General features: G+C 71.6%; 22 protein-coding genes. 4 read left to right on the top strand and 18 right to left on the bottom strand.

Going from position 1 to position 24,674, the window contains the following annotated elements; translation table 11 throughout:
- The 10 genes from AC3DEV_RS00430 to fgd form a co-directional block, all read right to left on the bottom strand.
- Positions 1-1,503 (bottom strand): thrombospondin type 3 repeat-containing protein, encoded by a 1,503-nt coding sequence (locus AC3DEV_RS00430; RefSeq protein WP_488370948.1) that lies wholly within the window; start codon positions 1,501-1,503, stop codon positions 1-3.
- 161 nt (positions 1,504-1,664) lie between these two features.
- Positions 1,665-2,894, bottom strand: a complete 1,230-nt coding sequence (locus AC3DEV_RS00425; protein WP_488370947.1) for an acetate/propionate family kinase — start codon at positions 2,892-2,894, stop codon at positions 1,665-1,667.
- Entirely contained in the window at positions 2,891-5,188 is a 2,298-nt protein-coding gene (gene pta / locus AC3DEV_RS00420) for a phosphate acetyltransferase (protein WP_488370946.1), read from the bottom strand. Before pta ends, AC3DEV_RS00425 begins: the two co-directional genes overlap by 4 nt.
- Before the next feature lie 85 nt (positions 5,189-5,273).
- Positions 5,274-6,563, bottom strand: a complete 1,290-nt coding sequence (locus AC3DEV_RS00415; RefSeq protein ID WP_488370945.1) for an HNH endonuclease signature motif containing protein — start codon at positions 6,561-6,563, stop codon at positions 5,274-5,276.
- Positions 6,564-6,632: 69 nt separating this feature from the next.
- On the bottom strand, positions 6,633-7,217 hold the full coding sequence (locus AC3DEV_RS00410) for a hypothetical protein (RefSeq protein WP_132062474.1): 585 nt from the start codon (positions 7,215-7,217) through the stop codon (positions 6,633-6,635).
- A 9-nt stretch (positions 7,218-7,226) separates the two neighbouring features.
- Positions 7,227-8,207: an L-histidine N(alpha)-methyltransferase gene (gene egtD, locus AC3DEV_RS00405; RefSeq protein WP_488370944.1), complete on the bottom strand. Its 981-nt coding sequence runs from the start codon at positions 8,205-8,207 to the stop codon at positions 7,227-7,229.
- 92 nt (positions 8,208-8,299) lie between these two features.
- Entirely contained in the window at positions 8,300-9,613 is a 1,314-nt protein-coding gene (egtB, locus tag AC3DEV_RS00400; RefSeq protein WP_488370943.1) for an ergothioneine biosynthesis protein EgtB, read from the bottom strand.
- 140 nt (positions 9,614-9,753) lie between these two features.
- Positions 9,754-10,338, bottom strand: a complete 585-nt coding sequence (locus AC3DEV_RS00395; protein ID WP_488370942.1) for a methylated-DNA--[protein]-cysteine S-methyltransferase — start codon at positions 10,336-10,338, stop codon at positions 9,754-9,756.
- A gap of 74 nt (positions 10,339-10,412) precedes the next feature.
- The gene (locus AC3DEV_RS00390) at positions 10,413-11,051 is read right to left on the bottom strand and encodes a suppressor of fused domain protein (protein WP_163376327.1); all 639 of its coding nucleotides are present in this window, start codon (positions 11,049-11,051) and stop codon (positions 10,413-10,415) included.
- Entirely contained in the window at positions 11,048-12,067 is a 1,020-nt protein-coding gene (fgd, locus tag AC3DEV_RS00385; protein WP_259820670.1) for a glucose-6-phosphate dehydrogenase (coenzyme-F420), read from the bottom strand. The genes AC3DEV_RS00390 and fgd overlap by 4 nt, the downstream gene beginning before the upstream one ends.
- 548 nt (positions 12,068-12,615) lie before the next feature.
- Between fgd and AC3DEV_RS00380 the strand changes: the two genes are divergently transcribed.
- Positions 12,616-13,245, top strand: coding sequence for a hypothetical protein (locus AC3DEV_RS00380; protein ID WP_120286399.1), 630 nt, complete (start codon positions 12,616-12,618; stop codon positions 13,243-13,245).
- A 78-nt stretch (positions 13,246-13,323) separates the two neighbouring features.
- Here AC3DEV_RS00380 and AC3DEV_RS00375 read toward each other — a convergent pair whose 3' ends face one another.
- The 3 genes from AC3DEV_RS00375 to AC3DEV_RS00365 are packed head-to-tail and all read right to left on the bottom strand — an operon-like array spanning position 13,324 to position 16,231.
- Positions 13,324-14,475 carry a glycosyltransferase family protein gene (locus AC3DEV_RS00375; RefSeq protein WP_154829773.1) on the bottom strand — a complete coding sequence of 384 codons (1,152 nt, stop codon included), beginning with the start codon at positions 14,473-14,475 and terminating at the stop codon, positions 13,324-13,326.
- Between the two features lie 17 nt (positions 14,476-14,492).
- Positions 14,493-15,851 carry an O-succinylhomoserine sulfhydrylase gene (locus AC3DEV_RS00370; protein WP_256385632.1) on the bottom strand — a complete coding sequence of 453 codons (1,359 nt, stop codon included), beginning with the start codon at positions 15,849-15,851 and terminating at the stop codon, positions 14,493-14,495.
- On the bottom strand, positions 15,815-16,231 hold the full coding sequence (locus tag AC3DEV_RS00365) for a rhodanese-like domain-containing protein (RefSeq protein ID WP_488370941.1): 417 nt from the start codon (positions 16,229-16,231) through the stop codon (positions 15,815-15,817). Before AC3DEV_RS00365 ends, AC3DEV_RS00370 begins: the two co-directional genes overlap by 37 nt.
- An 80-nt stretch (positions 16,232-16,311) precedes the next feature.
- Here AC3DEV_RS00365 and AC3DEV_RS00360 point away from each other — a divergent pair, with 80 nt between their 5' ends.
- On the top strand, positions 16,312-17,799 hold the full coding sequence (locus AC3DEV_RS00360; RefSeq protein WP_488370940.1) for an FAD-dependent oxidoreductase: 1,488 nt from the start codon (positions 16,312-16,314) through the stop codon (positions 17,797-17,799).
- 130 nt (positions 17,800-17,929) lie between these two features.
- Here the strand turns inward: AC3DEV_RS00360 and AC3DEV_RS00355 are convergent, their stop codons facing one another.
- The 5 genes from AC3DEV_RS00355 to AC3DEV_RS00335 form a co-directional block, all read right to left on the bottom strand.
- Entirely contained in the window at positions 17,930-19,453 is a 1,524-nt protein-coding gene (locus AC3DEV_RS00355; RefSeq protein ID WP_488370939.1) for an alpha/beta hydrolase, read from the bottom strand.
- The gene (locus AC3DEV_RS00350) at positions 19,431-19,832 is read right to left on the bottom strand and encodes a hypothetical protein (RefSeq protein WP_154829769.1); all 402 of its coding nucleotides are present in this window, start codon (positions 19,830-19,832) and stop codon (positions 19,431-19,433) included. Before AC3DEV_RS00350 ends, AC3DEV_RS00355 begins: the two co-directional genes overlap by 23 nt.
- A 143-nt stretch (positions 19,833-19,975) precedes the next feature.
- Complete coding sequence (locus AC3DEV_RS00345) at positions 19,976-20,542, bottom strand: DUF1648 domain-containing protein (RefSeq protein WP_069389201.1); 567 nt, start codon at positions 20,540-20,542, stop codon at positions 19,976-19,978.
- A 38-nt stretch (positions 20,543-20,580) separates the two neighbouring features.
- The gene (gene purT, locus AC3DEV_RS00340; protein ID WP_488370938.1) at positions 20,581-21,837 is read right to left on the bottom strand and encodes a formate-dependent phosphoribosylglycinamide formyltransferase; all 1,257 of its coding nucleotides are present in this window, start codon (positions 21,835-21,837) and stop codon (positions 20,581-20,583) included.
- Positions 21,838-21,950: 113 nt separating this feature from the next.
- Positions 21,951-22,829: a hypothetical protein gene (locus AC3DEV_RS00335; RefSeq protein WP_488370937.1), complete on the bottom strand. Its 879-nt coding sequence runs from the start codon at positions 22,827-22,829 to the stop codon at positions 21,951-21,953.
- Between the two features lie 265 nt (positions 22,830-23,094).
- Between AC3DEV_RS00335 and AC3DEV_RS00330 the strand changes: the two genes are divergently transcribed.
- Positions 23,095-24,192: a CaiB/BaiF CoA transferase family protein gene (locus AC3DEV_RS00330; RefSeq protein ID WP_488370936.1), complete on the top strand. Its 1,098-nt coding sequence runs from the start codon at positions 23,095-23,097 to the stop codon at positions 24,190-24,192.
- Between the two features lie 65 nt (positions 24,193-24,257).
- The gene (locus AC3DEV_RS00325; protein WP_488370935.1) at positions 24,258-24,626 is read left to right on the top strand and encodes a GntR family transcriptional regulator; all 369 of its coding nucleotides are present in this window, start codon (positions 24,258-24,260) and stop codon (positions 24,624-24,626) included.
- Positions 24,627-24,674: the final 48 nt, after the last annotated feature.

The raw sequence follows: 24,674 nt of genomic DNA, 5'->3' as shown, positions 1-24,674 counted from the left end.
TCAGCCCTCGCGGTCGAGAGCGTGGTCGAGAGCGGGGTCGGTGGCGAGGGCCGGGTCATCGTGGCGGCGGCGTCGCCGGGCGAACAGGATGAGCGTCGCGCCGGCCGCCGCCGCGGTGAGCGCCCACAGCACGAGCTCGGCCCCGCTGACGCCGGTGGTGGCCAACGACCCGCGGACCTCCGAATTGGCGCGGATCCACGCGTCCGACGGCGCCCCCTCGCGCGGTGTCACCGCACTCTCGGCGACCCGGCCGGTGGCGCCACCCTCGTCGGTGGCGGGGTCCGCGTCAGGCGTGGTGGCCGCGGTCGCGGGGGCGGTGGGGGCAGAGGCGGTGGGGGCGGTGGTGCCCGCCAGCGAGTCCGAACCGGCGGAGCTACCGGGGCCACCGGGGCCACCGGGGCCACCGGGGCCACCTGAACCGGATGAACCGGACGAGTCGGACGACCCACCGAGCGAACCGGCCAGGGAGCCCAGGGCGGGGCCGACGACACCGATCACCACACCGATGACGCCCCCTACGATGACCGGCGAGACGACGTCCGGCAGGTCCGTCGAACCGCCGCCGGAGGCGGGGTGGACCACCACGCGCCGGACAGAGGTGTAGGTGGCCCCTCCGGGCATGGTGACCGAGAACGAGACGTCGTAGGTGCCGGCGCGGGTGGGAGTACCGTTCAGGGCCCCGTCCTCGAGTCGCATGCCGGGCGGCAACGTGTCGGTGACCACGTCGGGCACGGTGCCCTCGGGCGGGGTCGGGAGAAACGGCTCGGGCCCGTACTCCTGTCCAGCGGTCACGTCGGGCAGCCGGTTGAGCGGGTCGGACGGATCGGTGCCGATCAGGTCCTCGGTGGTGTCGGGCAGTCCGTCGCCGTCGCGGTCGAGGCCGTCGACGTCGGAGAACGACACCCACATCCTCGGGCTGACACTCTGCCGCTGCGCACTGTTGGGGACGTCGAGCGGAACGGAGACCTCGTCCACCACTCGCGCCGACTCCCCCGGCCCCAGTTCCAGGGCGGCCACCGTGGCACCGCGGGCCGGAGAGCCCCCGGCCTGCCCGGTTCCCGCGCCGTACGGCATCACGGTCCCCGAGTCGGCGGCCGTCGCGCCGGTGATGCTCGAGCGCACCTCGAACTCGGCGCCCTCCGACACCACGAAGTCACCGACTCCGACCGCATACCGGCCGGTGCGGCCGGAGTCGGCCGCATTGCGGACGTGATAGGTGCGGTCGACGGATTCGCCGGGGAGCATCGCGCACGGGTCCACGTCGGGGATGCTGGCGCTCGCCCCGGGCGGAGCGGGGCTTGCGGGCGGAGCGGAACCCCCGGGCCCACCGGCCGGGTCGCAACCCCACGAACCGAGAGCGAGATCCGGGGCGTCCGTCCAGATGGAACCGTCCAGCGAGAACTCCAGATCGGCGCGGGCATCGAGGGCCGGCACCGTCACCTCCTGAGCCACGGACGCCCCGCCCAGGACCAGGGTGGCGACCGCCGCCAGGATGAGCGGCACGATCCCGCGACTCCTGGGCCAACCCTGCGTCGGGCCGGGAGGCGGCCCGTGCTCGGGCCGGTCGTCCGGAGAGGAGGGTGAGGCGTGGGGCATCGTCCGACTTCGTCCAGCCCGGGCTCGGATGCCGGGGATCACCTCGCAATCTATAACTAAAGTTGTTCTTAGCAAATATGGACGGGGTTATCTCCCAGGCCCAGCACCTCGTCGCACGCCCGCGCGATCGCCAGTTCCTCGTCGGTGGGCACCACGAGCACCGTCACGCGACTGCCGGGGGTGGAGATGACCCGCTCGCCGGTGCCGTTCTCGTTGGCCTCGGCGTCGATCTCCACTCCCCAGCCGCGCATGGTCGACAGCGCATCGGCCCGCAGGCGCGCGACGTTCTCTCCCACCCCTGCCGTGAACGTGATCGCGTCCACGTCGCCGAGGACCGCCCAGTAGCCGCCGATGTAGCGACGCAGGCGATGGATCACCACGTCGTAGGCCAGCGTGGCGTCCTCGTCGCCATCGTCGACCCGCGTCAGGAGTTCGCGGAAGTCGCGCGCCCCCGACAACCCCTCCAGCCCCGACCGGCGGTTGAGCAGAGTGGAGACATCCTCGGGCGACATGCCCCGGTCACGGATGAGGTGGATGATCAGGCCGGGGTCGAGGTCTCCGGGTCGTGTACCCATGACCAGTCCCTCGAGGGGCGTCAGACCCATGGACGTATCCATGGCGCGGCCACCTTCGATAGCGGACGCCGACGCCCCGTTGCCCAGGTGCAGGACGATCTGGTTGAGCTCGCCGTACGGGCGGCCCAGGACGTCGGCGGTGCGGCGGGAGACGAACTCATGGCTCGTGCCGTGGAAGCCGTACCTGCGCAGGTCCCACTCGCGTGCCGTCTCGCGATCGATGGCGTAGGTGTGGGCGGCGGCGGGCAGGGTGTGGAAGAACCCGGTGTCGAACACGGCCACGTGCGGCAGCCCCGGCAGCAGGTCGCGGGCCACCCGGATGCCACGCAGGTTGGCCGGGTTGTGCAGAGGGGCGAGCACCTCGAGCTTCTCGATGTCGGCCTCCACCTCCGGCGTCACCTCGACCGGCTCGTGGAAGGCCGGCCCGCCGTGGACCACACGGTGGCCGATCGCCTCGACCCCCAGGTCGGTGGGATGGACGTGCAGCTCCTTCGCCAACTCCAGTACGTGACCGAGCGCGGCGGTGTGGTCCGGGAACTCCGCCTCCGCGGTGCGTTCTTCCGCACCGGCACCGGCCAGGTCGCTGCGGCGCACGGTCAGCGTGCCCACGGGCTCACCGATCCGCTCGACCAGCGCCCAGGCCAACTCACCCTCGACGGCGGTGTCGAGGATCTGCAGCTTCAGGGAGGAGGAGCCGGAGTTGATGACGAGCACGCGGGTCATGAGTCGCTTCCCTGGAGGTCTCCGACGCCCTGCGCCTGGACTGCGGTGATGGCGACCGTGTTGACGATGTCCTCCACGAGCGCACCGCGGGACAGATCGTTGATCGGCTTGCGCAGCCCCTGGAGGACCGGGCCGATCGCGACCGCGCCCGCGGTCCGCTGTACGGCCTTGTAGGTGTTGTTGCCCGTGTTGAGGTCGGGGAACACCAGGACGGTGGCCCGGCCGGCGACCGGGGAGTCGGGCATCTTCTTGGTCGCGACGGTGGGGTCGACTGCGGCGTCGAACTGCAGGGGCCCGTCCACGACGAGGCCGGCAGCCGGATCACCCTCGGTCGCCTCGGCGATCCGCGACCGCACGAGTGCGGTCGCCTCGCGCACCTTGTCGACGTCGGCCCCACTGCCGGAGTCCCCGGTGGAGTAGGAGAGCAGTGCCACACGCGGGTCGATCCCGAACCGCGAGGCGGTCTCGGCGGACGACACCGCGATGTCGGCGAGCTGCTGGGCGGTGGGGTCGGGCACCACCGCGCAGTCCCCGAACGCCAGTACGTGGTCGGCCAGGCACATGAGGAACACGCTCGAGACCGTCTTCACGCCGGGGCGGGTCCGGATGATCTCCAGGGCGGGGCGGATGGTGTGCGCGGTGGTGTGGGCTGCGCCGGAGACCATGCCGTCGGCGAGCCCGGTGTGCACCATCATCGTGGCGAAGTAGGAGATGTCGAGGATGCGGTCACGGGCCACGTCCGGGGTCATGCCCTTGTGCTTGCGCAGCTCGACATACTCATCGGCGAACCGATCGGCGTGCTCGCTCGTCCGCGGGTCCAGCAGTGTCGCGCCGCTCAGGTCGATGCCCAGCTCGTCGGCACGCCGACGGATCGCCTCGGGGTCACCGAGGATCGTCAGGTCGGCCACGTCGCGCCGCAGGAGTCGGCCGGCGGCGTGCAGGATGCGGTCGTCGTCGCCCTCGGGGAGCACGATGTGGCGCTTGTCGGCGCGGGCACGCTCGAGGAGCTGGTGCTCGAACATCTGCGGCGTCATCACGTCGGGCGCGTCGACCCGCAGCGGCGCGAGCAGTTCCTCGGTGTCGACGTGCTTCTCCATCAGGCTGAGCGCGGTCTCCACCTTGCGCCCCGAGCCCGAGAAGACGCGCCCGCGGGTCTCGGCGGCCAGACGGGCGGTGTCGTAGGTGCCGTGACCCGTGCAGATGATGGGGAGGGTGGAGCGCATCCCGCGGACGAGCCTGTCCAACGCCGCGTTCGGCCTGACCCCGCCGTTCCAGACCATCCCGGCCAGCGAGGGGAAGCCTTCGGCGGCGTGTGCGGCGAGGATCGCCAGGACCGCGTCGGTGCGGTCGGCGGGGACGATGACGACCATCCCGTCGACCAGTCGCTCCAGGATCCGGTCACCGGTCATGCCGCCGACCATCACGGCCATCGCCTCGCGGTCGAGCAGGGCCGGGTCGCCGGAGTAGAGCTCGCCGTCGACCGCCTCCATGAGCTCACCCATCGTGGGCGCGGTGAGCAGCGACTGGGAGGGCAGCGTCCAGGCCGGCACGTCCAGCGATCCGAGCTCGGCCCGGATCTCCTCCAGCGCGTCGGGATCGCACCGGTTCACGACGACTCCCACGGGGTGGGCGTGCTCGACACGCAGCTCCTCGAGGGTGAGCCGGGCGTTGGTGGCGATCTCGGCCGGGGTGCGGTCGGATCCGCGGAGCACCAGCAGGACGGGGGCGCCGAGGTTCACGGCGATCGTGGCGTTGAAGTCGAACTCGGTGGGGCTGGGCACCCCGGTGTAGTCGGTGCCGACGATCACGACGACATCGCACTGCCGGGCCACCGCCTCATATCGGTGCACGATCTCGCTCAGGGCGGCGTCGCGGTCGGAGTGCACGCGCATGTTGGTCACGCCGATGCAGTCCTCGTAGTCGAGGTCCACGGTGGTGTGCTGCAGCAGCATCTCCACGATGCGGTCGCGTACCGGTTCCTCGTCCTCGACGCCGGGACCGGCGGGGCGGGGCGCGACCGTGACGGGGCGGAACACCCCGACCCGCTGGACGGTCCCGGCCAAGATGCGCAGCAGCCCCAACGCGACGGTCGACTTGCCCGTGTCGCCCTCGGGGGCCACGACGTAGACCGCGGACGAGGAGAGCGGCGCACCGTCCGACTGGGACGGGATCGAGAGTGCGGCGACGTCGGAGTCGGACAACTCGGCCCCGGTGGGATCGCCTGACCCCGAGGCGCGGGGTTCGGACGCGAGGGTGTCGGACGCTACGGACTCGGGAGGAAGGGATTCGGGCACGGGGGCATTGTGACAGCGCCGGCGGCGCAGCACACCTTGTACACACCCGACGGCCCGATCCCCCACCCCGGTCCGGGGCGGGTCGTCACACATCAGTGAGCCTGTCGACGCCGGGAGGCAGCCACGTGCACAGGCCGGGCGAGGCGGCGTTCACCACGGTTGTCCACCCTCCGGGGCCGTCGCCGACGAACCCGTGGTGGACGGGACAGCCGAGTGCCCCGTTGGCGACCGTCGTCGGCCCGCCCCTGGACCATTCCCTCACGTGGTGGAACTGACTTCGCCTGGCCGGGGCGGTGCACCCGGGGAAGGTGCACCCTCCGTGGGCGGCGTAGAGGACCAACCGCTGGATCGCCGACGCCAGGCGCCGGTCGGGGTGTGCGTCCACGTCGATCCGGTGCAGCTCCTCCCGGCCGTCGCGCAGCAGGGAGACGAACCACGGCATCGTTCCGGCCATGGAGACCGCCTGCCGCACGCTGAGCTGGGTGCCGGCGTCGGTCTGCACTAGCGTCTTGGGGTCCTCGAGCTGCTCCGGTGTCACCCGCACGACGATGGTCGCGATGCCCTTGGGGCGGGCGGGGTCGACGGTCGAGCCGAGGGCCCACTGGTGCACCAGGGCGTCGTGGGCGCGCTGTTCGGGGGCACGCTCGTCGGACCCGGGTTCACACTCCACGGCGCCGCCGGGCCCGCCGAAGTCACACAGTGCCCTCTCGACCAGGGCGCGGCCGCGGGGCGTCAGGGTCATCGTCAGGGTGCTGGTGCCGTCGGACCGAACCGCGCCGAGCCGCGCCGAGCGCTGACGTTCCTGGTGCTCCTCGCGGTCCCGTCCGCGGTCCGGGCACAGGGCGGCGACCCGGCGGGCGGCCTCGGCCCGCAGGTCGGCGGGCGCCGCCGTGCGGGCGAACTCCGTGAGCTCCTCGGCGAAACACACCTTGGCGTCGCCGCCCATCGTTCCGGGCAGACCGGAGACGGCTCGGGCGATGATCCGCTCGTGCTCGCCGGTGATCTCCCCGTTCGCGGCCGCCCGCCCGGCCGGGGTGGCCTGACGTCCTCCGGCGTCGATCCGACCGTGCACCGTGCCCTTCGCCAGTCCCAGCTTCTCGGCGAGGAGCGCGGCGACGCCACCGGCGGTGCGTCCCTTCTGACGGTGCAGCGCGGCCAACTCCGCAGTGGCCCGGGAGCCACTGGCGTCCAGCCGCCGGGCCACGACCTCCACGCGACCCACCGCGTGGGCGAGCGCGTCCGCGTCGTGCTCGGCCCAGTCGACCGCGCACAGCGTCTCCACCGACGCCTCCAGGAACGCGAGAACGTCGGTCAGCGGGGCCGGCTCGTCCCGCTCACCGCCCCGCCCCTCCGCATCCCATACTCCCTGTTCCATACCCCGAAGCATAGAACACACGTACGACACGAACCGGTCCGGAAGCGCATCGTCGCAGGTCGGCCCGCGTCACCCCCGCGAGGTCATGAGGCGGAACTTGAGCTCGTCGAGCATCGCGCCGATCTCCGTGCTCACCAGCGCGCGATCCAGTGCGACGAGCCGGGGCAGGACGGCGTCGGCGGCGTCCCACCGGCGGCGGTCGAGGTGCTGCGACGCGCGCGAGTACAGCAGTTCGAACTCGGCGAAATCCCGAACGCGGTCCGTCGCCAGCTCTCCCAACCACATACCTTCGCGGCCCCGACTGTCCGCCGCCTCGATGACCCGCCGAACGGAGACGAGGGTCGCCCGCGGCCCGGCCCCGCCGTCGGCGGCGCCTCGCCCGCCGCCGTCGGCCCGGTCGAGCTCGGCGACGAGCCGATCCGCTACCCGGGCGATCACGTCCAGCTCGTCGAGCAAGCCGCTCACCAGGTCCCGCTCGGCCGCGACGTGCGCCCCGCTCCGGGCGGCCTCGGCCCGGGTGCCGGCGCGCGCGACCTCCCCGCCCAGCCGGAACAGTTCAGCCGCCGCCGAGTCGACGGCGGCTCCGGCCGCGCGGGCCTCCCCGAGAAGGCCGCGGGCCCGATCGGCGAGATCCGGGGCGCCCCGGGGGGTCACGGTGTACCCCTAGTCGACGACGACGAGGACCAGCCCGAAGTCCCCGGCGTCGTCGGTCCACACGGTCGGACCGACGTAGCCGTGGCCCGCGAGGTCGTCGGCGAGTGCGTCCGGCTCGAACTTCCGAGCGATCTCGGTGCGGATGCCCTCCCCCGCGGCGACGGTTCGCGAGCGCCCCAGCGTCGGGAAGTCGACGTGCACGTCGCGGACCGCCCGCAACCACATCTCGATCCTGCTCTCGGCGGCGTTCCACACGGCCTCGTGGCGGAAATCGCGCCTGTCCAGCCCGGTGCACTCGACGGTCCGGGCGATCACGTCGAGCATGTTGAGGTTGAATTCGGCGGTGACGCCGTCGGCGTCGTCGTAGGCCGCGACCAGCCGCTCGGGGCTCTTGACGAGGTCGAAGCCGAGCGCCAGCCGGTCGCCCGGGTCCATGACGCCGCGCAGCATCGCGAGGAAGTCCGCTCGCTGGGCCTCGCTGAAATTGCCGATCGTGCCGCCGAGGAAGAGCACCAGCCGCCCGCCCGGCTCGCCCGGTAGCGGGCCGTCGAGGGCGGTGAGGTCACCGACGACCGGGACGACACGCAATCCGGGGTACTCGGCCGTGAGCGCACGGGCGGAACCGAAGAGCATCTCGGTACTGATGTCGACCGGAACGAACAGCGGGCCGGTTGGATCAGTGGCGCCGGCCGGGCGGGAGGCGAGGACGTCGAGCAGCACCCGCGTCTTCTCGCAGGTCCCGGCCCCGAGCTCGACGAGTGTGTCGGCATCGCCGACGATGTCGACGGCCCGCGACCGCAGAATTTCCGCCTCCGCGCGGGTGGGGTAGTACTCCGCGAGCCGGGTGATCCGGTCGAAGAGCAGGCTGCCCTTCTCGTCGTAGAACCAGCGGGGCGGCACGGTCGGCGGGTCGTCGAAGAACCCGGCGCGCAGATCCGATTCGAGCGCGGCGGTGTCGGGATCGGCGGTGCTCGTCGTCGTCGTTGTCATCGTTGTTGTCGTCGTCGTTGTCTTTGCTGTTGTTGCACCGGGGACGTCGGGCCCGGCGGCACCGCACTGGGCGGCCACCTCGCGCGCGCCGGTCACCGGGCGAGCCTCAGTCCGGCGGCCGCCCACCTCGAGGCTGCGGGATAGAAGTTCCGGTACGTGTGCCGCGTGTGGCCCGCGGGCGTGAACGCACTGCCACCGCGGAGGACATGCTGGTCGGACATGAACTTGCCGTTGTACTCGCCGGCCGCGCCCTCCTCGGTGACGAACCCCGGATACGGCAGGTAGGCGCTGGCGGTCCACTCCCACACGCCGCCGATCGCCCGCTCCGCGGCGGGCCGCGGGTGGCAGCGGTCAGGGTCGAGCTCGTCGCGGATCTCCCAGCCGGTGGTGGCGACCTCCCATTCGAACTCGGTGGGCAGCCGTGCGCCGGCCCAGCGGGCGTAGGCGTCGGCCTCGTAGAAGGACACGTGGATGACGGGCTCGGCGTCGACGACCGGCCGCCGGCCGCTCAGCGTGAAGGTGGTCCACTGGCTGTCGTCCTCGCGCCGCCAGTACCCGGGCGCATCCCAGCCCTCGGCCTGGACCGTGGCCCAGCCGTCGGACAACCACAGTTCGGGCCGGGAGTAACCGCCGTCGGCCATGAACTGCTTCCACTCGCCGACGGTGACCTGGCGGGTGGCGACCTCACCGCCGGGGATCCACACCCGGTGGCGGGGACGCTCGTTGTCATAGGAGAACGCGGGGCCTGCGGCGGTGGCGGGGCTTGCGGCGGTGGCGCCCGAGCCGTCCCCGACGTCGGAGTCGCCGGGAGCCGGGGCGCCGACCTGCGCGACCCCCTCGGCGACGGCGAGCCACTCGGTCTCCCCCGGCGCCGCTCCTGCCGGGTCCGCCGCCCTGTGGACGTAGACCGGGTCGGTCGGGTTGTGCGAGAAGAGGTGCTTGATGTCCATGAGCAGCAACTCCTGGTGCTGTTGCTCGTGATGGCAGCCCAGCTCCAGCAGTTCGAGGCCACGCTCGTCGACCCGGCCCGCCTCGAGGGCGTCGACGACGGCCTCGTCGATGCGGGCGCGGAAGTCCCCGATCTCCGCCACCGACGGGCGGGTGATGAGCCCGCGCTGCGGCCGCGGCTGCCGTGGGCCGACCGCCTCGTAGTACGAGTTGAACAGGAAGCGGAACACCGGCTCCGGCGAGGTGTAGCCCGGCAGCCGACCCAGCACGAACTCCTCGAAGAACCACGTGGTGTGCGCCCGGTGCCACGCTGCGGGGCTGGCCGCGGTCATCGACTGGGGGATCTGGTCCTCCGGGCTGAGCCGGGACGCGAGCAGGTCGGTGAGCCCCCGGACCCGCTGGAACTTCTCGACCACGCTCTCGGCGCGGGCAGTGGTGGCGACGGTTCCGGCTGTCATGGCTTCCCCCGTGGGTTGTGGTCGACGGCAGGCGGTCCGCGCCGGCGGACCCCTCGGCCCCCGACGCTGATCGCCACCCTAACCACGGTGTGGCCGCCGTCCCACCGATCCGGCCGTGCCCTGATGAACCGCAGTGACGCCTACCGGAACGGGAGCGGACCGGGCTTTCCTGCGCGCTCGGCGGCGATGTTGCGTCGCTCGTGCTCGAGCAGCCGCAGCCGGTACTCGGGGCAGTTCCCCATTCCGCCGTCGGCGCGGATCACCCGGTGGACGGGGATGACGAACGGCACCGGCACCAGCGTGCACAGCCGGCCGACGCGACGGGCGTTGCGTGGCCGGCCGGCGTCGATGCTGACCTGGCCGTAGCTGGAGGTCTCGCCGTAGGGGATGTGCTGGATCTCGCGGTAGACCTCACGTGAGAATTCGTCGTGGACCCCGGCCGCCGCCCAGTCCAGCGGGACGTCGAACCCGCGGAGCTTCCCGGCCAGGTAATCCTCCACCTGTTCCGCGAGGCGGGCGAGGTGCTCCGCCGCGGCGCCGGGCTCGGGATCGCGGCCCTCGTCGTCGTCGTCATGTTTCACGTTGAACCAGGTCGCGGCGGCATCCCTGTGGTCGAGCTGGTCTGCGTCGAGCTGGTCCGCGTCCACCTGGACGAGGCGCGCGATGCCGTCGGGGGTGGCCTCGACGAGCATCAGCCCGGCCAAGGTGGCGAGTACGCGCGTCACGCCGCCGGGCGTCCGGGGCGCGGACGCGCTCACACGGGTCCCACTCACACCAGGCCCACTCACACTGGGCCCACTCACACCACGCTCGGGCGGTCCGGGTTGGTGACGTCGGCGTCGGCGGTGTCGAGCTTCTCGAACAGGGCGTCGGCGCCGTCGCGACCGATGGCGGACATCTCCGCGGTGGTGATCGGCACGGCCTGCAGCCGCGTGAGCAGGGGGCCGGTGCCGTCGGGGCCGCCGGTCTCGTCGACCACCTGCAGGTCCGGCCACAGGAACGGCGGCGTGAGGACCAGGTGCTCGCACGTGCGGCCGGGATCGACCAGCCCGACCGCGTTGGGGATCACCGCGCCGGGCGCCACGTGGATGGAACCGGTGGCCACCGCGAGCGCGCACGCGTCCAGGACGTCGGCCATGGCGCGGTGACCGGTGCGGCCGACGGTGACGAACTCGGAGCGGATGTGTCGCCCCTCGGGCGTGGTGACGTTGGTGGGGAGCTCGCGGGCGCCCACGGTGGCGTAGGTGGAGAAGCCGGGCGCGGGAACGTCGTCGACGACGACGATGTCGCAATGCCACTCCGTTGTCTGACCCTCCTCATCCGGCTCGGTCTCGTGCGGATAGCGCAGGACACGGACCGATTCCTTGTGGCCGAGGATGCCCTCGAGGCCGGAGAGATCGGCCGTGTCCGGGCCGGGGAGGTTGTTCTCGTTACTCATGCAAGGGCTCGCAGTCGCGGTTCGAGGTCGGAATTGAAGAGGTCGAGGAAGCGTTTCTGATCGTGGCCGGGGGCGTGGAAGACCAGGTGATTCAGGCCCGCGTCGACGTATTTTTTGACCTGCTCGACGGCCTCGTCGGGGTCCGAGGCGACGATCCACCGCTTGGCGACCTGCTCGATCGGCAACTCATCCGCGAGGCGCTCCATCTCGCGCGGGGAGTCCACCGAGTGCTTCTGCTCCGGTGTCAACGACAGCGGCGCCCAGAAGCGGCAGTTCTCCAACGCGGCGGCCGGGTCGGGGTCGTAGCTGATCTTGATCTCGATCATCCGGTCGATCTTCGCCGAATCGCGCTCGTTGATTCCCGCGCCCTCCTCGACGGCCGGGAGCAGCTTGTCGGTGTAGAGCTCCATCCCCTTGCCGGAGGTGCAGATGAACCCGTCGCCCACCCGGCCGGCGTACTTGGCCACCACCGGACCACCCGCCGCCACGTACACCGGCACACCCCCCTCGGGCACGTCGTAGAGGAACGCATCCTTGGTCGAGTAGTAGTCGCCCTCGAAGTTCGTCGTCTCACCGGTCCACAGCTCGCGCATGAGACGGACCGACTCACGCAGGCGCGCGAACCGCTCCTTGAACTCCGGCCACTGGCCCTGATGCCCGGTGGCGATCTCATTGAGCGCCTCACCCGTGCCCACCCCGAGGAAGATGCGGCCCGGGTACAGGCACGCCATCGTCGCGAACGCCTGGGCGAGCACCGCCGGGTTGTAGCGGAACGTCGGCGTGAGCACCGAGGTGCCCAGCTGCAGCCGCTCGGTGCGCTCCCCCACCGCCGTCATCCACGCCAACGAGAACGGCGCATGACCACCGTCGTGACGCCAGGGCTGGAAATGATCCGACACCGTCGCCGAATCCATCCCCGCCCGCTCCGCCATCACGGCGAACTCCACCAGATCACGCGGACCGAACTGCTCGGCCGACGCCTTGTAACCGAGCTTCAGGGACGGGGTGTCGGGCATCGGCTTCTCCTGCAGGTAGGCATGTGACCAGATTCACCTCTGGCGCGCGCGGGGCACGGGGCCGAGTATGCCAACAGGGCCGGGCAGGGGTGCACGTGTTGACAAGCGCCACCCCTGCGACGCGTTGAGCTCGATAAGCAGGACGCCGCATTCCGATTCAGACTCACAGCCACGGCCAGTGTCATCCGCGTTCCCCGATAGTCAGGAACACCATCCCCACCGACGCCCAGCAGGGGCTTGCGGCGCTCGCGATCTGGCTGGGCGGCAGCGACCCCGGCGCAGCGTGGGCCACCTTCACCTCGGACGACCCCGCCGCGCACGGCTGGCGCTGGGCCGCCATCAACCAGGAGACCGGAACCGTGGTCTACATCCGCTGACGACCGGTCGACACGCCGCAGCGAGAGTGATATCGGACACACCCAGGGGCGCTGTAACGATGGTTCGGCCGCGAGCCATAAACTAGTTGAAACGGCGATCACTGCGGCCCCGCCCGCACCAGAGCCCCCTCCTCTGGACCGATCTCCACCAGACGGCCCCTCGGAGGAGTCATGCGCATCCGGCACGCGGCGACCACGCTGGTCGCACTCGGTGCCGCCTCCGTCTGCGCACTCGGCGCGACGGTGATCGTCCAGGACCGCGACGAGCAGACCCGCGAGTCCGAACTGCGCAGCTCGGCGTGGTCCGTCCAGGCGTCCACCGACTTCGGTACGACCTGGACCGCGCCCATCTCCTCCTACGGCGGCCACTTCCCCGTCCGCGTGGACACCGCAGGCCTGCGCAATCGCTCCGCCTACCAGCCCCTGACACTGCGCACCACCGTCGACTCCCGGTCCGACGCCCACGTCGACATCGGCGAGGGCGCCCTCGTCGAAGGCGACCCCGAGACCGCGTCCCACGTGCGGGTCCGGGCCGTCTCGGCCCGCGGCGGAGCATGCGCCGCGCCAGCGTTCGACCTCGACTCGCCCAGCATCCTCGCCGGCGACAGTGACCGCCCGGTGCCACTCGACGCGCCGACGGTCGACGAACCGCTGGTCCTGCCCGGCGCCACCCGCACCACGCCCGGATCCCCGGTCACCGTGTGTCTCGAGCTGAGCATGGACGCGGCCGCCCCGGCCACCGACTCGATGCTCACGCTGGCCTGGCCGGTCGACATCGCCCGCGGCGACGCCGACTCCTAGCCGGCCCGGCGCAGCCCCCAGCCCGGCCCGGCCGAGCGCAGCCACCACCCCACCGCGCGCCGGCCCGACCCCAGCCGCTCAGCGGCGCCCGGCGGCCTCGGAATAGATCCGCGCATGGGCCGCGATGACGCTCGCCGGATCAGCTCCCTCGACCCGCGGCGGGACGGCCCGCGGATTCTCCAACGCCGCCCGGACCGCCACCGCCGCGGCGGACGGGTCGCCGGGATCGTAGATCTCCCCGGAATGATCGCCCGGATCACAACGGTCGAACCACTGCTCCCGCAGGAATCCCACCGCGGGGAACACCGGCGAGACGCCCAGATCGCGGCACAACTCCAACCAGGTGGAATGGGTGGCGAACCGGTACGGCAACACGCACACGTCGAGAGCGGCGAACTCGGGCAGCACCGGCGCCAGGTCCAGCGACTCGTACCTCACCAACCGCACCGACTCCCAACCACCCTCGGCCGCCAGCTCCGCAACCAGGTGGTGCCCGCCGGCCTCGCGGTCCTCGCCGCACGCGTCCCGCCACGCCTGCGCCTCCACGACGATCCGCAGGTGTGAGCCCCGCCGCCCCTGCGCGACGGGCGCGAGCTGGTCCAATAGCTCCGGGCCGTCGATGTTCTCGCCCATCCGCTCGAGCAACACCCCCACCACCAGCGGGTCGCCGGGGCCGCGCAGGTGCTTCCCGGCGCGGATGGCGGAGGAGATCTCGTCCTCGTCCAGCAGCCGCGGGTGCGGCACGACCACCGGTTCGACGCCCCACCGCACCCACAGTTCGTGCGCCGCCACCTCGGTCAGCGTGATCACCGCGGCGGCGGCCTCGACCAACGTGCCGGTGTGATCGCGGTGCGGCAGCTCGTCCTCGTGGGACGGGTAGACGATGTCGTGGACGGTGAGCACCATCGGCACCTCGGCCCGCGACAGGTGCTCCACCACCCCGTCCACGCTCTCCGGCTCGAGGTAGTCGTAACCGAAGTGCACGTGCGCCAGGTCGACGCCGCCCAGCGGGTCCCCGTCGCGCTGAATCTCGCCCGACGCCTCATGTCCGGGATCGAACTCCGCGGGAGTCACCGCATCGGGCGGGGTCTGCCCGTTCACCACCCCGGGCCGGACGGGCACCAGCTCCACATGGCCCAGCCCGTCCAGGCCGGTGATCCGGCGAACCGCGGGGTGGGCGGCGGGCAGGACCGCTACCCGGGTCCGGGAATGTTCACCCCGATCAGACATACGATCAATCTAGACCGTCACCCCAGACCGCGACGCAGGTCCTCGATGAGGTCTCCGGCGAACTCGAGCCCCACCGACAGTCGGACCACGTTGTCGCCGATGCCCACCGCGGCGCGGGCCTCCGGCTCCATGGACGCGTGGGTAGTGGTCGCGGGATGGGTCACCAGCGTCTTGGCGTCGCCCAGGTTGTTGGAGATGTCGATGACCTCCAACGAGTTGAGCAGGGAGAAGCACTCCTTCTTGCCGCGGCCGCCGTTGTCGTCGTCGTCGCGGCCACCGTCACCACCGTCGTCGTCGTACTTCAACCCGAACGTCACCACCGACCCGCCGCCGGACATCTGCGCCCGCGCCAACTCGTACTGGGGGTGCGACTCGAGCATCGGGTATGTCACCCGCTCCACGGCCGGGTGCGACTCCAGGAACCGCGCCACCTCCAGCGCGTTGGCACTCATCCGCTCGACGCGCAGGCTCATGGTCTCCAGGCCCTTGAGCAGGACCCACGCGTTGAACGCGCTCATCCCGAACCCGGCGTGGCGCATGAGGTTCTGCACCGGCCCGGAGATGTACTCCTCGGTGCCCAGCACGGCGCCGCCGAGCACGCGGCCCTGGCCGTCGATGTGCTTGGTGGTGGAGTACACGACGATGTCCGCGCCCAGCTCGAGCGGCTTCTGGTGCAGGACGGTGGCGAAGACGTTGTCCACCACGACCTGCGCGCCGGCGGCGTGGGCGAGATCGCACACCGCGCGAACGTCGACCAGCTCCTGCATGGGGTTGGAGGGGGTCTCAAAGAAGACTGCGTCGGTGGGCTCGCTGAGCGCCTCGCGCCACTGGTCGAGGTCGGCGCCGTCGACGAACACCGTCTCCACACCCCACCGCGGCAGGATTTCGGCACAGATCACGTAACAGGAACCGAACAGCGCGCGCGAGGCCACCAGGCGCGACCCGTTCCCACACAGCGCGGCCAGGGCCACGAATACCGCGGACATGCCGGAGGAGGTGGCAAAGCACGCCTCGGCGCCCTCGATCTGCCGCAGCCGTTCCTGGAACATCGCGACCGTCGGGTTGCCGTAGCGGGAGTAGACGAACCGCTGCTTCTCGCCGTTGAACGACGCCTCGGCCGCCTCCGCGGACTCGTAGACGTAGCCGGAGTTGAGGAACATCGGCTCTGTGGTCTCCTCGAAGCCGGTGCGCATCTGCCCGGCCCGCACGCCCAGGGTGTCGGGGTGGAGACCGTCGGGGAGCTCGTTGTTTCTCATCGCTGCTTTCTTGTGTGTGGTGCGTGGGTGATGCGGCGGGGCGAGGGGCGTACGGGCGTGGCGGGCTGGCCGTGGTGGCCCGGTCAGGACTGGCGCCAGGCCAGGCCCGCGACCTTCCACCCGTTGACGGTGCCGCGGTGTCCGGCGGCGTCCGGGTCGCCCTCGAACCCCTCGGCCACGTTGTAGGCGGTGCGGTATCCGGCGGCGGTGGCCAGGCTCGCGGCGGCGGCGGACCGGCCACCACTGCGGCACAGGAACAACACCGGTGTCTCCGCGGCGACACCGGCCTCGCCGAGGTGCTCGACGAACCGCTCGTTGCGGTGGCCCGACGAGGTCACCCACTCGATGCCCAGCGTGCGCTTGCCCAGCACCGACAGATCGGCGCCGCCGACCCACTGCCACTCGGCGCTGGTACGGACGTCCACCAGGACCGCGTCGGGATCGGAGGCGAGCAGATCCCAGGCCTGGCGGGGCGATAGGTCCCCGGCGTAGTCGCTCATGGGTGTCGATTATGCTCCCCCGACGGCAGATCGACTGGGTCGAGGTACCCCGCTCGCCTTTCTGTGCGACGATCGCGGACATGACGCCTGTCACAGATTCCCCGTTCCGGGTGGCCGTAGTGGGGTCCGGCCCGGCGGGGGTGTACGCCAGCGAGGCCCTGCTGGACTGGAGTGACAACCGGGATCCCTCCGGACGCGGGATCGTGGTGGACCTCATCGACCGGCTCCCGGTCCCCTACGGTCTGCTGCGGCACGGCGTGGCCCCCGACCACCCCCGCATCAAGGGCATCGCCCGCACGCTGGAGGGCATCGCCGCCGATCCGCGCATCCGGTTCCTCGGCAACGTCGAGTTCGGCCGCGACCTCACCCTGGACGACGTGCACCGCTTCTATCACGCGGTCGTCTTCTCCACCGGCGCGCTCGCGGACCGTCGGCTCGGCATCCCGGGCGAGGATCTCAAGGGCTCGTACGGGGCCGCCGAATTCGTGACCTGGTACGACGGCCACCCGGATGCGCACCCCGAGTGGGCGCTGACCGCGGAGCGCGCGGCCGTGGTGGGCGTGGGCAACGTCGCCCTGGACGTGGCGCGCATGCTGGTGCGCAGCCCCGAGCAGCTCGAGCCCACCGACATCCCCGAGCACGTCCGCACCGGGTTCGGCACCAACACGACCCGGGCGGTGTCGGTGATCGGCCGCCGCGGCCCCGTGCACGCCAAGTTCACGCCCCTGGAGCTGCGGGAGATGGCCAAGGTGGAGGGCGTCACCGTCGTGGTGGACCCGGCCGACCTGGAGTACGACGACGACGAGGCTCGCACCCTCCGCGACAGCGATCGCCGGGTCGGTCAGGTGTGCACGCAACTCGAGAAATGGGCCGGGGCACAGCGTGAGGCCGGTCTGGGGACGGCGGACGAGGCCGAGGCCGCCGCCCTCGCGGCCGGCGAACGGGTGGTGCGGTTCCGCTTCCACCGGTCCCCGGTCGAGATCCTGGGGTCCGACGGCCGGGTGTCCGGGCTGCGCCTGGCGGTGACCGAGCCGGCCGGTGCCGGCGGGCGGGTCCGCAGCAGCGGCCGGACGGAGGACCTGCAGGTCGAGGCGGTCTATCGCGCGGTCGGCTACCGTTCGGCCGCCCTGGAGGGTGTGCCCTTCGACCACGACTCGGCGACCATCCCCAACGACTCCGGCCGGATTCTCGACTCGCCGGGCGGGGAGCACCTGCCGGGTCTGTTCACCGCGGGCTGGGTCAAGCGCGGGCCGTCCGGGGTGATCGGCACCAACCGTTCCTGCGCGGTGGAGACCGTGGGGCAGCTGGCCACCGAGCTCGAGTCCGGCGCCCTGCCCGAGCCCGCCGAGCCGGACCCGCAGGCCGTGCGCGACCTGCTCACCGACCGCGGCGTGGACCTCGTCGACGGCGACGCCTGGCTGGAGATCGACGCTCACGAGCGTGGGCTCGGCGAGGCGGCGGGCCGCGAACGCACCAAGCTGCCGGGCCGCGCGGAGATGCTGGAGGTCGCTCGCGCCTCCCGCACCTCCCCCACCTCCCCCACGGCCCCCACGGCCCGGACCCCCTGAGATCCGCTACCGTCCCTCGGGATCGGCTGGTCCGATTCGACCAGCCGATCCGAATTCCGGATAGCGGATCGTGAGGGCTTAGCGGATCGTGGGGGCTTAGCGGATCGTGGGGGCTTAGCAGGTCTCGGGGTCAGTCGGTCTCGGCGATGAGCCGGCCGATCTCGTCCAGCGACACCGTGCCCGGGTCGAAGTAGCGGGAGTGGGCGCTGCGCACCGAGTCGGCGCCCGAGTCCGGCTCCGTGACGTCCACCGCGAGTCCGCCGAACTCCCCGGTGCCCGGGCGGCCGCCGAGTACGCCGGTGATCGACCACCACGGCACCGGATCCCAGCGCGAGGCGACGCCGACCACCTCGTCCTGCCCCGCCGCCCGAGCGACGCCGACCTCGTCGACCCGTTGCCCGGCGATCGAGTCGACGCCCGCGCCGGGACTGCCGACGTGGATCATCCGGTCGGCTGCCAGCCCTCCCGGGTCCTCGGCTGCCGCCCCCAGGACCGCGGACCCGTAGCTGTACCCGACCGCGACATGGGGAGCGTCGTCGCCGTCCCTGCGTTCCACCGCGTCCAACCCTGCCGCGAAGGTCCGCAGGTCTGCGGCATGCGCTCGCGCGGGTGCCGTCGAGGAGCCGGCGGTCGCGACGTCGGCGGGCGCGTCGTAGCCCTGCCACGACACCGCGACGCAGGACTCGACGGCCGCGTCGGGTTTCCAACCGGCCGCACCGGGATTAGAGGCGGCCCCTTCGAGACCCGAGCCTGCTGCCTCGCACATCGCGTCCACCCGCTCGCCGGTGCGGTCGAGCGTTTCCAGCGACGATCCCGTTCCCGGGATGAGCGTGACCACCCGGTCGGCGGCGTCGGGATCGGCGCTCGCGACCACCGCGCGACCGTCCGGGTGCAGGTCGAGCAGATGCCGTCGCGGGTCGGCCTCGAGATGCGCGGCCAACGCCGACAGGGCCGGTGCGACACCGGCGAGCCCGTCTCCGCCGGCGCCGGTATCGGCCGCGTCGAGCAGTCGGCGCAATCGGGTCCGGTTGATCGCATCCCGCGTGGCCGACGACAGGCCGTCCACCGAGCCCAGCTCAGGGTGATCACGAGCCAGCCTGGCCCGATCGGCGGGCCCCAGGCCGTGCCACAGTTCGGCGACCGCCCGGGGATCGTCGTCAGTCGATCCCGACAGGTCGATGCATGGCCGCGTCGCCGGATCCGTGTGCCCGGTGAGATGGTCGGCAGCTTCGCGCAGCCGCTTCGCCAGGCCGCGATCCGCCTCCCCCACCGCCATGGTGTCCCCGGTGCCGGGCGCGGCGAGTTCGTCGTCGCTCCAGCTGATCACCGCCCGCGCCAGCCGCGCCCCCTCGGCCCGCAGGACGTCGGCCACATAGAGGCAGTTGCCGGAGACCATCCTGGCCTCGGCGGCAGCGTCAGCAGCGCGGCTGCGCGCCCGGGCCCCCGCATGGCCGGACCACCCGCCCTCGTCGGCCATTCCACCGACCGCCGCGCCGCTGCCTATCCCGTCACCGGCCACCGCGCCGCCCAGTCGGCGGGCGACCATGTCGAGGTCCTCGGCCGACTCGGCGATCCGCCGACCCACCGCCGCCGCCCGCGATTCGGCGTGGTCGATCGCCACCACCAGCGCCTCAGCCCGCTGTCCCGGTGACACCGCGGGCCACCTCCTCATCCGCCTCCGCCAGCAGTCCGGCGGCCCGGGCCATCGCCTCCGCGATCCGCCGGCTCTGCGCCTCGTGCTCCCGGGCCCGCCGGGCGAGCAGGTCCGCGCACTCGGCGAGCGCGGGACCGGTGAGCAGCGCCCCCGCACCTCCGGCCGCCATGCCGGCAGCCGCCGCCGACGCCTCCTCCAGCGCCGCGACCAGATCCGCCGCACTGGCGGCCGTGTCCACGCCCGCGTCGCGGACCCGGGCCGCCTCGGCCGTCACCGCCGTCTGCTCGAACGCCAGGAGCACGGCCCCCAGCGGGCCCGCCTCGGCCGTGGCGCCCGGCGCGGCGACCCCGCCACCGGCTCGCTCCCCCTGCTCCGCCATCGTCCCCGCTCCCCTCCGGCCCGGGCATCCGGGCCGTTCGAGAGGTCACGCTATGGGCGGAGTACGACGCACAGGGCCCGCCAGCGGGGGCCTGTGGATGAGGTCGACGACCATTCACAGGCCCGGGCGAGCCGGTCCGTCTCTCAGCGCAGGTCGGGCTGTTCGGCGTACCGCCCGCCGACAAACATGCGAGCGAGCACCGCTCCCAGCCCGACGATGAAGACCACCAGGGCACCCGGAAGCGCCCACCCCTGCATCTGATCGGTCCCGGACCGGGCAGCCATCACGATGCCCACCTGTCCCGCCACCAGCAGCGCGAGCGTCAACGCGGTGATGAGCCACAGGTCCTCACGCAGCAACCTCTCGAACCTGCGCAGTCGGGCTCCGGAGGCAGTCCACCACTGCTTGTTGGGGGCGTTGATGAACTCGGGAGCCGACACCACCAGCCTCGACATGAGCGGCATCGGCAGGACGACCACCAGCGGCAGTAGCGCGGAGAACGCCAACGCGCCGTTCCTGCTCGACCAACCGTCGGCCTCGCCGCCCGCGCCGAAGTGCGTCGGCACCCGATCCGGCAGGACGGCCACCTGCCAGGCCAGCACGCCGAGCCACACCAGGATCACTGCCACGGACAGCGTCAGGATCCACGGCGCCGTCGGCTCCTTCGGCAGATCGCGTGCGTCGTCTGCCGCGGACCTCGTCGTCGTCATCTCGCGGCGCCCTCCCAACCCACGATCACCGGCCGCACCTACCTCACCACCGTCACACGCGACGCGGCCTCGCGGGCGCGCTCACGCGCGATCTCGACGTCCTCGGCGGTCGCGACGGCCACGCCCATCCGGCGGAACTCACTGGCGGACGGCTTGCCGAACAGACGGACATCGGACTCCGGCACGGCCAACGCCCGGGCGACGCCCTCGAAGCCGACTCCCTCGACGGTCCCGCCGTCCTCGGCGATTCCCGTGCCGCCGTAGATCACCGCGGACGCGCCCGGACTGGCCATGGTGGTGACCACCGGCAGACCGAGGACGGCGCGCGCGTGCATCTCGAACTCACTGAGCACCTGGCTGCGCAACGTCACGAGCCCGGTGTCGTGGGGACGGGGGCTGACCTCGGAGAAGTAGACGTCGACGCCCTTGACGAACAGCTCCACGCCGAACACTCCGACCCCGCCGAGCGCGCCCGTCACCCGCGCCGCCACCGACCGCGCCGAGTCGTAGGCGTCGCGGGTCATGGCCTGCGGCTGCCACGACTCGACGTAGTCGCCGCGCTCCTGGCGGTGGCCGATCGGCTCGCAGAAGTCGGTGCGGATCTGCCCCGTCTCCGGGTCGACGCTCCGAACGGTGAGCAGCGTGATCTCGTATTCGAAGTCGACGAACGACTCCACGATCACGCGCGCCCCCGCGACGCGGGCACCGGACTGCGCGTGGTTCCACGCCGTTTCCACGTCCTCGGGACCGTGGAGGGACGACTGTCCCTTGCCCGACGACGACATGGTGGGCTTGACCAGGCACGGGAACCCGATCCGGGAGCACACCTCCTGCAGCTCCTCCAGCGAGGACGCGAACGCGAAGCGGCTCGTGGGCAGGCCCAGCTCCTCGGCGGCGAGGCGGCGGATGCCCTCGCGGTCCATCGTCAGCTGCACAGCGCGGGCGGTGGGCGCGACGCGGGCGACGCCGTCCTGTTCGATCTGCGCGAGCGCGGCCGTGGCGATGGCCTCGATCTCCGGCAGGATCACCGCGGGCTTCTCCAGCTCGACGACCCGGCGCACCTCGTCGGCGTCGGTCATGTCGATGGTGTGCGAGCGGTGTGCGACCTGGTGCGCCGGGGCTCCGTCGTAGCGATCAACCGCGATGACCTCGACACCGAGACGCTGCAGCGCGATCGTCACCTCTTTGCCCAGCTCGCCCGAGCCGAGCAGCATCACGCGGGTCGCGGTCGGCGCACCCGGCGTGCCGAAGCGGTCCACGGTGGGCGGGGCGAGGGGATCGTGGGGGTCGGTCATGTCGACCACGCTAGTAGACCTGCGACGACGGCCGAAGTGCGGCTGAACAGACTATCGGGCCCGGCACCGTGAGGTGCCGGGCCCGACCGGTCGAACATTGTGGTGCGTTGCGATCACTCCGCCGGTTCAAGCGGGGGGAGGTCGTCGGTGTCGTCTCCACCGCTGCCGGCCTCGCTGAACCCGGAACTCATGAACGAGCTGCCCTCGCCCTCTCCGTCCTCCGAGCTGGCCGCAGCGAGCGAACCGAGGACGTTCGCACCCGTCGCGACACTGCCGCCGGAAATGGATCCGGCGGAGACGGGCTCCACAGAACCTCCGGGGATCCTGCCGTTGATCTGGTCCGCGACGACCTGCGGGTCGATACCGAAGTTGGTCTCCAACCCTCCGAGCGTGCCGTCCTCGTTCACGGGGACACAGAGGACGATGCCGACCGCCGGGGTCTCCGGCGACAACGCGGTCCAGCTGACATCCGCCCCGGCCTCGACCAGGACAGAGCGGCCCGGCTGACCGAACACGAACGGGAGAACGTTCTGAACGACGTTGTTCTCGACCACGGGATCGTCGAGCTCCACTGCCGGAGCCCCCTCGTCGTCGGCGAGGAGGTGGGTCAGCCCACCGCCGGCCTCGATGGCAGTGATGAGCGCGATGCCAGCCGCGAGGTCGCCCTCCGGGTAGTCGGTCTCGAGGTCGTTGTCTTCGATCGTCGAGTACGGGGCGGTGGCCCCCAGGCAGCGCTGATCAACGTCGGACTGGTTGGAGTAGGTGACAGTCGGGCCACCCTCCTCGTTGGGCGTGACCGTGACGGGGCCGCTGAGAGCCTCGGCGGCGGTCTCGAGATCACCGGCGATCTCGCCGAGGTTAATCGAGCTACTGCCGAGCGAACCCGTCGACTCGTCATCCTGGGCGGAGGCGATGCCGGCACCCGCGAAGGTGGTTCCGGCAGCGAGGGCGACGGCCGATGCTCCGGCCAGGAATCGGTTACGAACGAACATGAATGCTCCTTGCAGTGAGGGAAAGTCACCACATCGAGGACCGCGGTGACACTCGCAGACGCTCCGGTGAACGCCTTCGCTGAGCGTGGCATAGATCACACCTACAGCGGTCGTAAGCGGCGCAAACTTTAGGGTTCTATAACTAGATGTTAACTTTCTTATCATCACTGGCCACAGGCGCAACAGCAGTACCGGCCACCTGCCTCTAACCCGCTCGACGGTTAGGCGATAATGTGTGTTCAAAGCCACACGAAAGGGCACACCTGTGACCAGTTCCTCTTCCGGCCCCCTCGCCGGCATCCGCGTCGTCGAACTCAACGGCATCGGCCCCGGCCCCCACGCCTGCATGATGCTGGCGGACCTGGGCGCCGACGTCGTCACGGTCATGCGCCCCGGAGAGCTCGCCACCCAGGTCGGCGGCTGGGCACACATCACCCGCCGCGGCCGCACCGTGGTGGAGGCCAACCTCAAGAGCGACGAGGGCCTGTCGCAGGTGCGCGGACTCATCGCCAAGGCGGACGTGCTGGTCGAGGGCTACCGCCCCGGGGTCACCGAGCGCATGGGGCTGGGCCCCGACGAGTGCCTCGAGTTCAATCCGCGCCTGGTCTACGCCCGTATGACCGGCTGGGGCCAGCACGGCCCGCTCGCCCACACCGCCGGCCACGACCTCAACTACATCTCGCTCACCGGCCACCTCAATGCGATCGCCCGTAAGGGCGAGCGCCCCGTGCCGCCGCTCAACCTCGTCGGTGACTTCGGCGGCGGTTCGATGTTCCTCATCCAGGGCATCCTCGCGGCGATCATCGAGCGCGCCACCTCCGGCCAGGGGCAGGTCATCGACGCCGCCATGACCGACGGCGCCTCGGTGCTGGGCCAGTTCCAGTGGGCGATGCGCGCCAGGGGCCAGTGGTCGGACGCCGCCGGGACCAACATGCTCGACACCGGGTACCCGTTCTACGACGTCTACACCTGCTCCGACGGCAAGTACATGGCCGTCGGGTGCCTCGAGCCGCAGTTCTTCGCCGAGTTCGCCCGACTGTTGGGTATCGACGGCGAAGGCATGCCCGGCCAGTTCGACATGGACCGCTGGGAGGAACTGCGCGAGATCATCGCCGGCAAGTTCGCCGAGAAGACCCGTGACGAGTGGGCCGAGCTGTTCTACGGCACCGACGCCTGCACCACGCCGGTGCTGACCTACACCGAGGCGCTCGACCATCCGCACAACGTGGCGCGCGAGACGTTCGTCGAGGTCGCCGGCGATGCCGGGCCCGCGCCCGCGCCGCGCTTCTCTCGCACTCCGGCCCCCGCGGTGCCGGTCGTGCCCCCGACCGAGGCCGCCGCGATCGACCAGGTGTGGGCCTGAGCATGACCGATCCGGGGGCCGCGCCTCGATCGGCGAACGATAGCCCTCCGGCTGGTGGTTCCCGCGTGGCCGGGGTCGTCCTGATCGTCGATCCCGCGTCGTCCGACCCGCCGTTCCGTCAGCTCAAGGGCCAAATCGTCGAGGCGGTCTCACGCGGGAAACTCACGGCGGGAACCCGCATGCCCGCTGTGAGGAAGCTGGCCGAAGAGGTGGGTGTCTCCACCGCCACCGCTGCCAAGGTATACCGCGAACTCGAGGAGGCCGGCGTGCTCGAGGGGCGCGGCCGATCGGGCACATTCGTCTCCGCCGCCGACGTGGCCGACGCAGCGTTGGCCCGGGCCGCAGAGGAGTTCGCCGAGCGTGCCTCGGGGACGGGTTTCGGCGTCGATGAGGCCGTGAACGCTGTCCGTAACGCGTTCAAGAACCTAGCCTGACGACCCGGCCTGCGCCGCACGGATGCAGAACGCCCCGCCACCGTTTCC

This window comes from Dietzia sp. IBK-p2-15D, from assembly GCF_057773105.1.
Note: the sequence above shows the minus strand (reverse complement) of the source record. Positions and strands in the feature narration are given on the sequence as shown.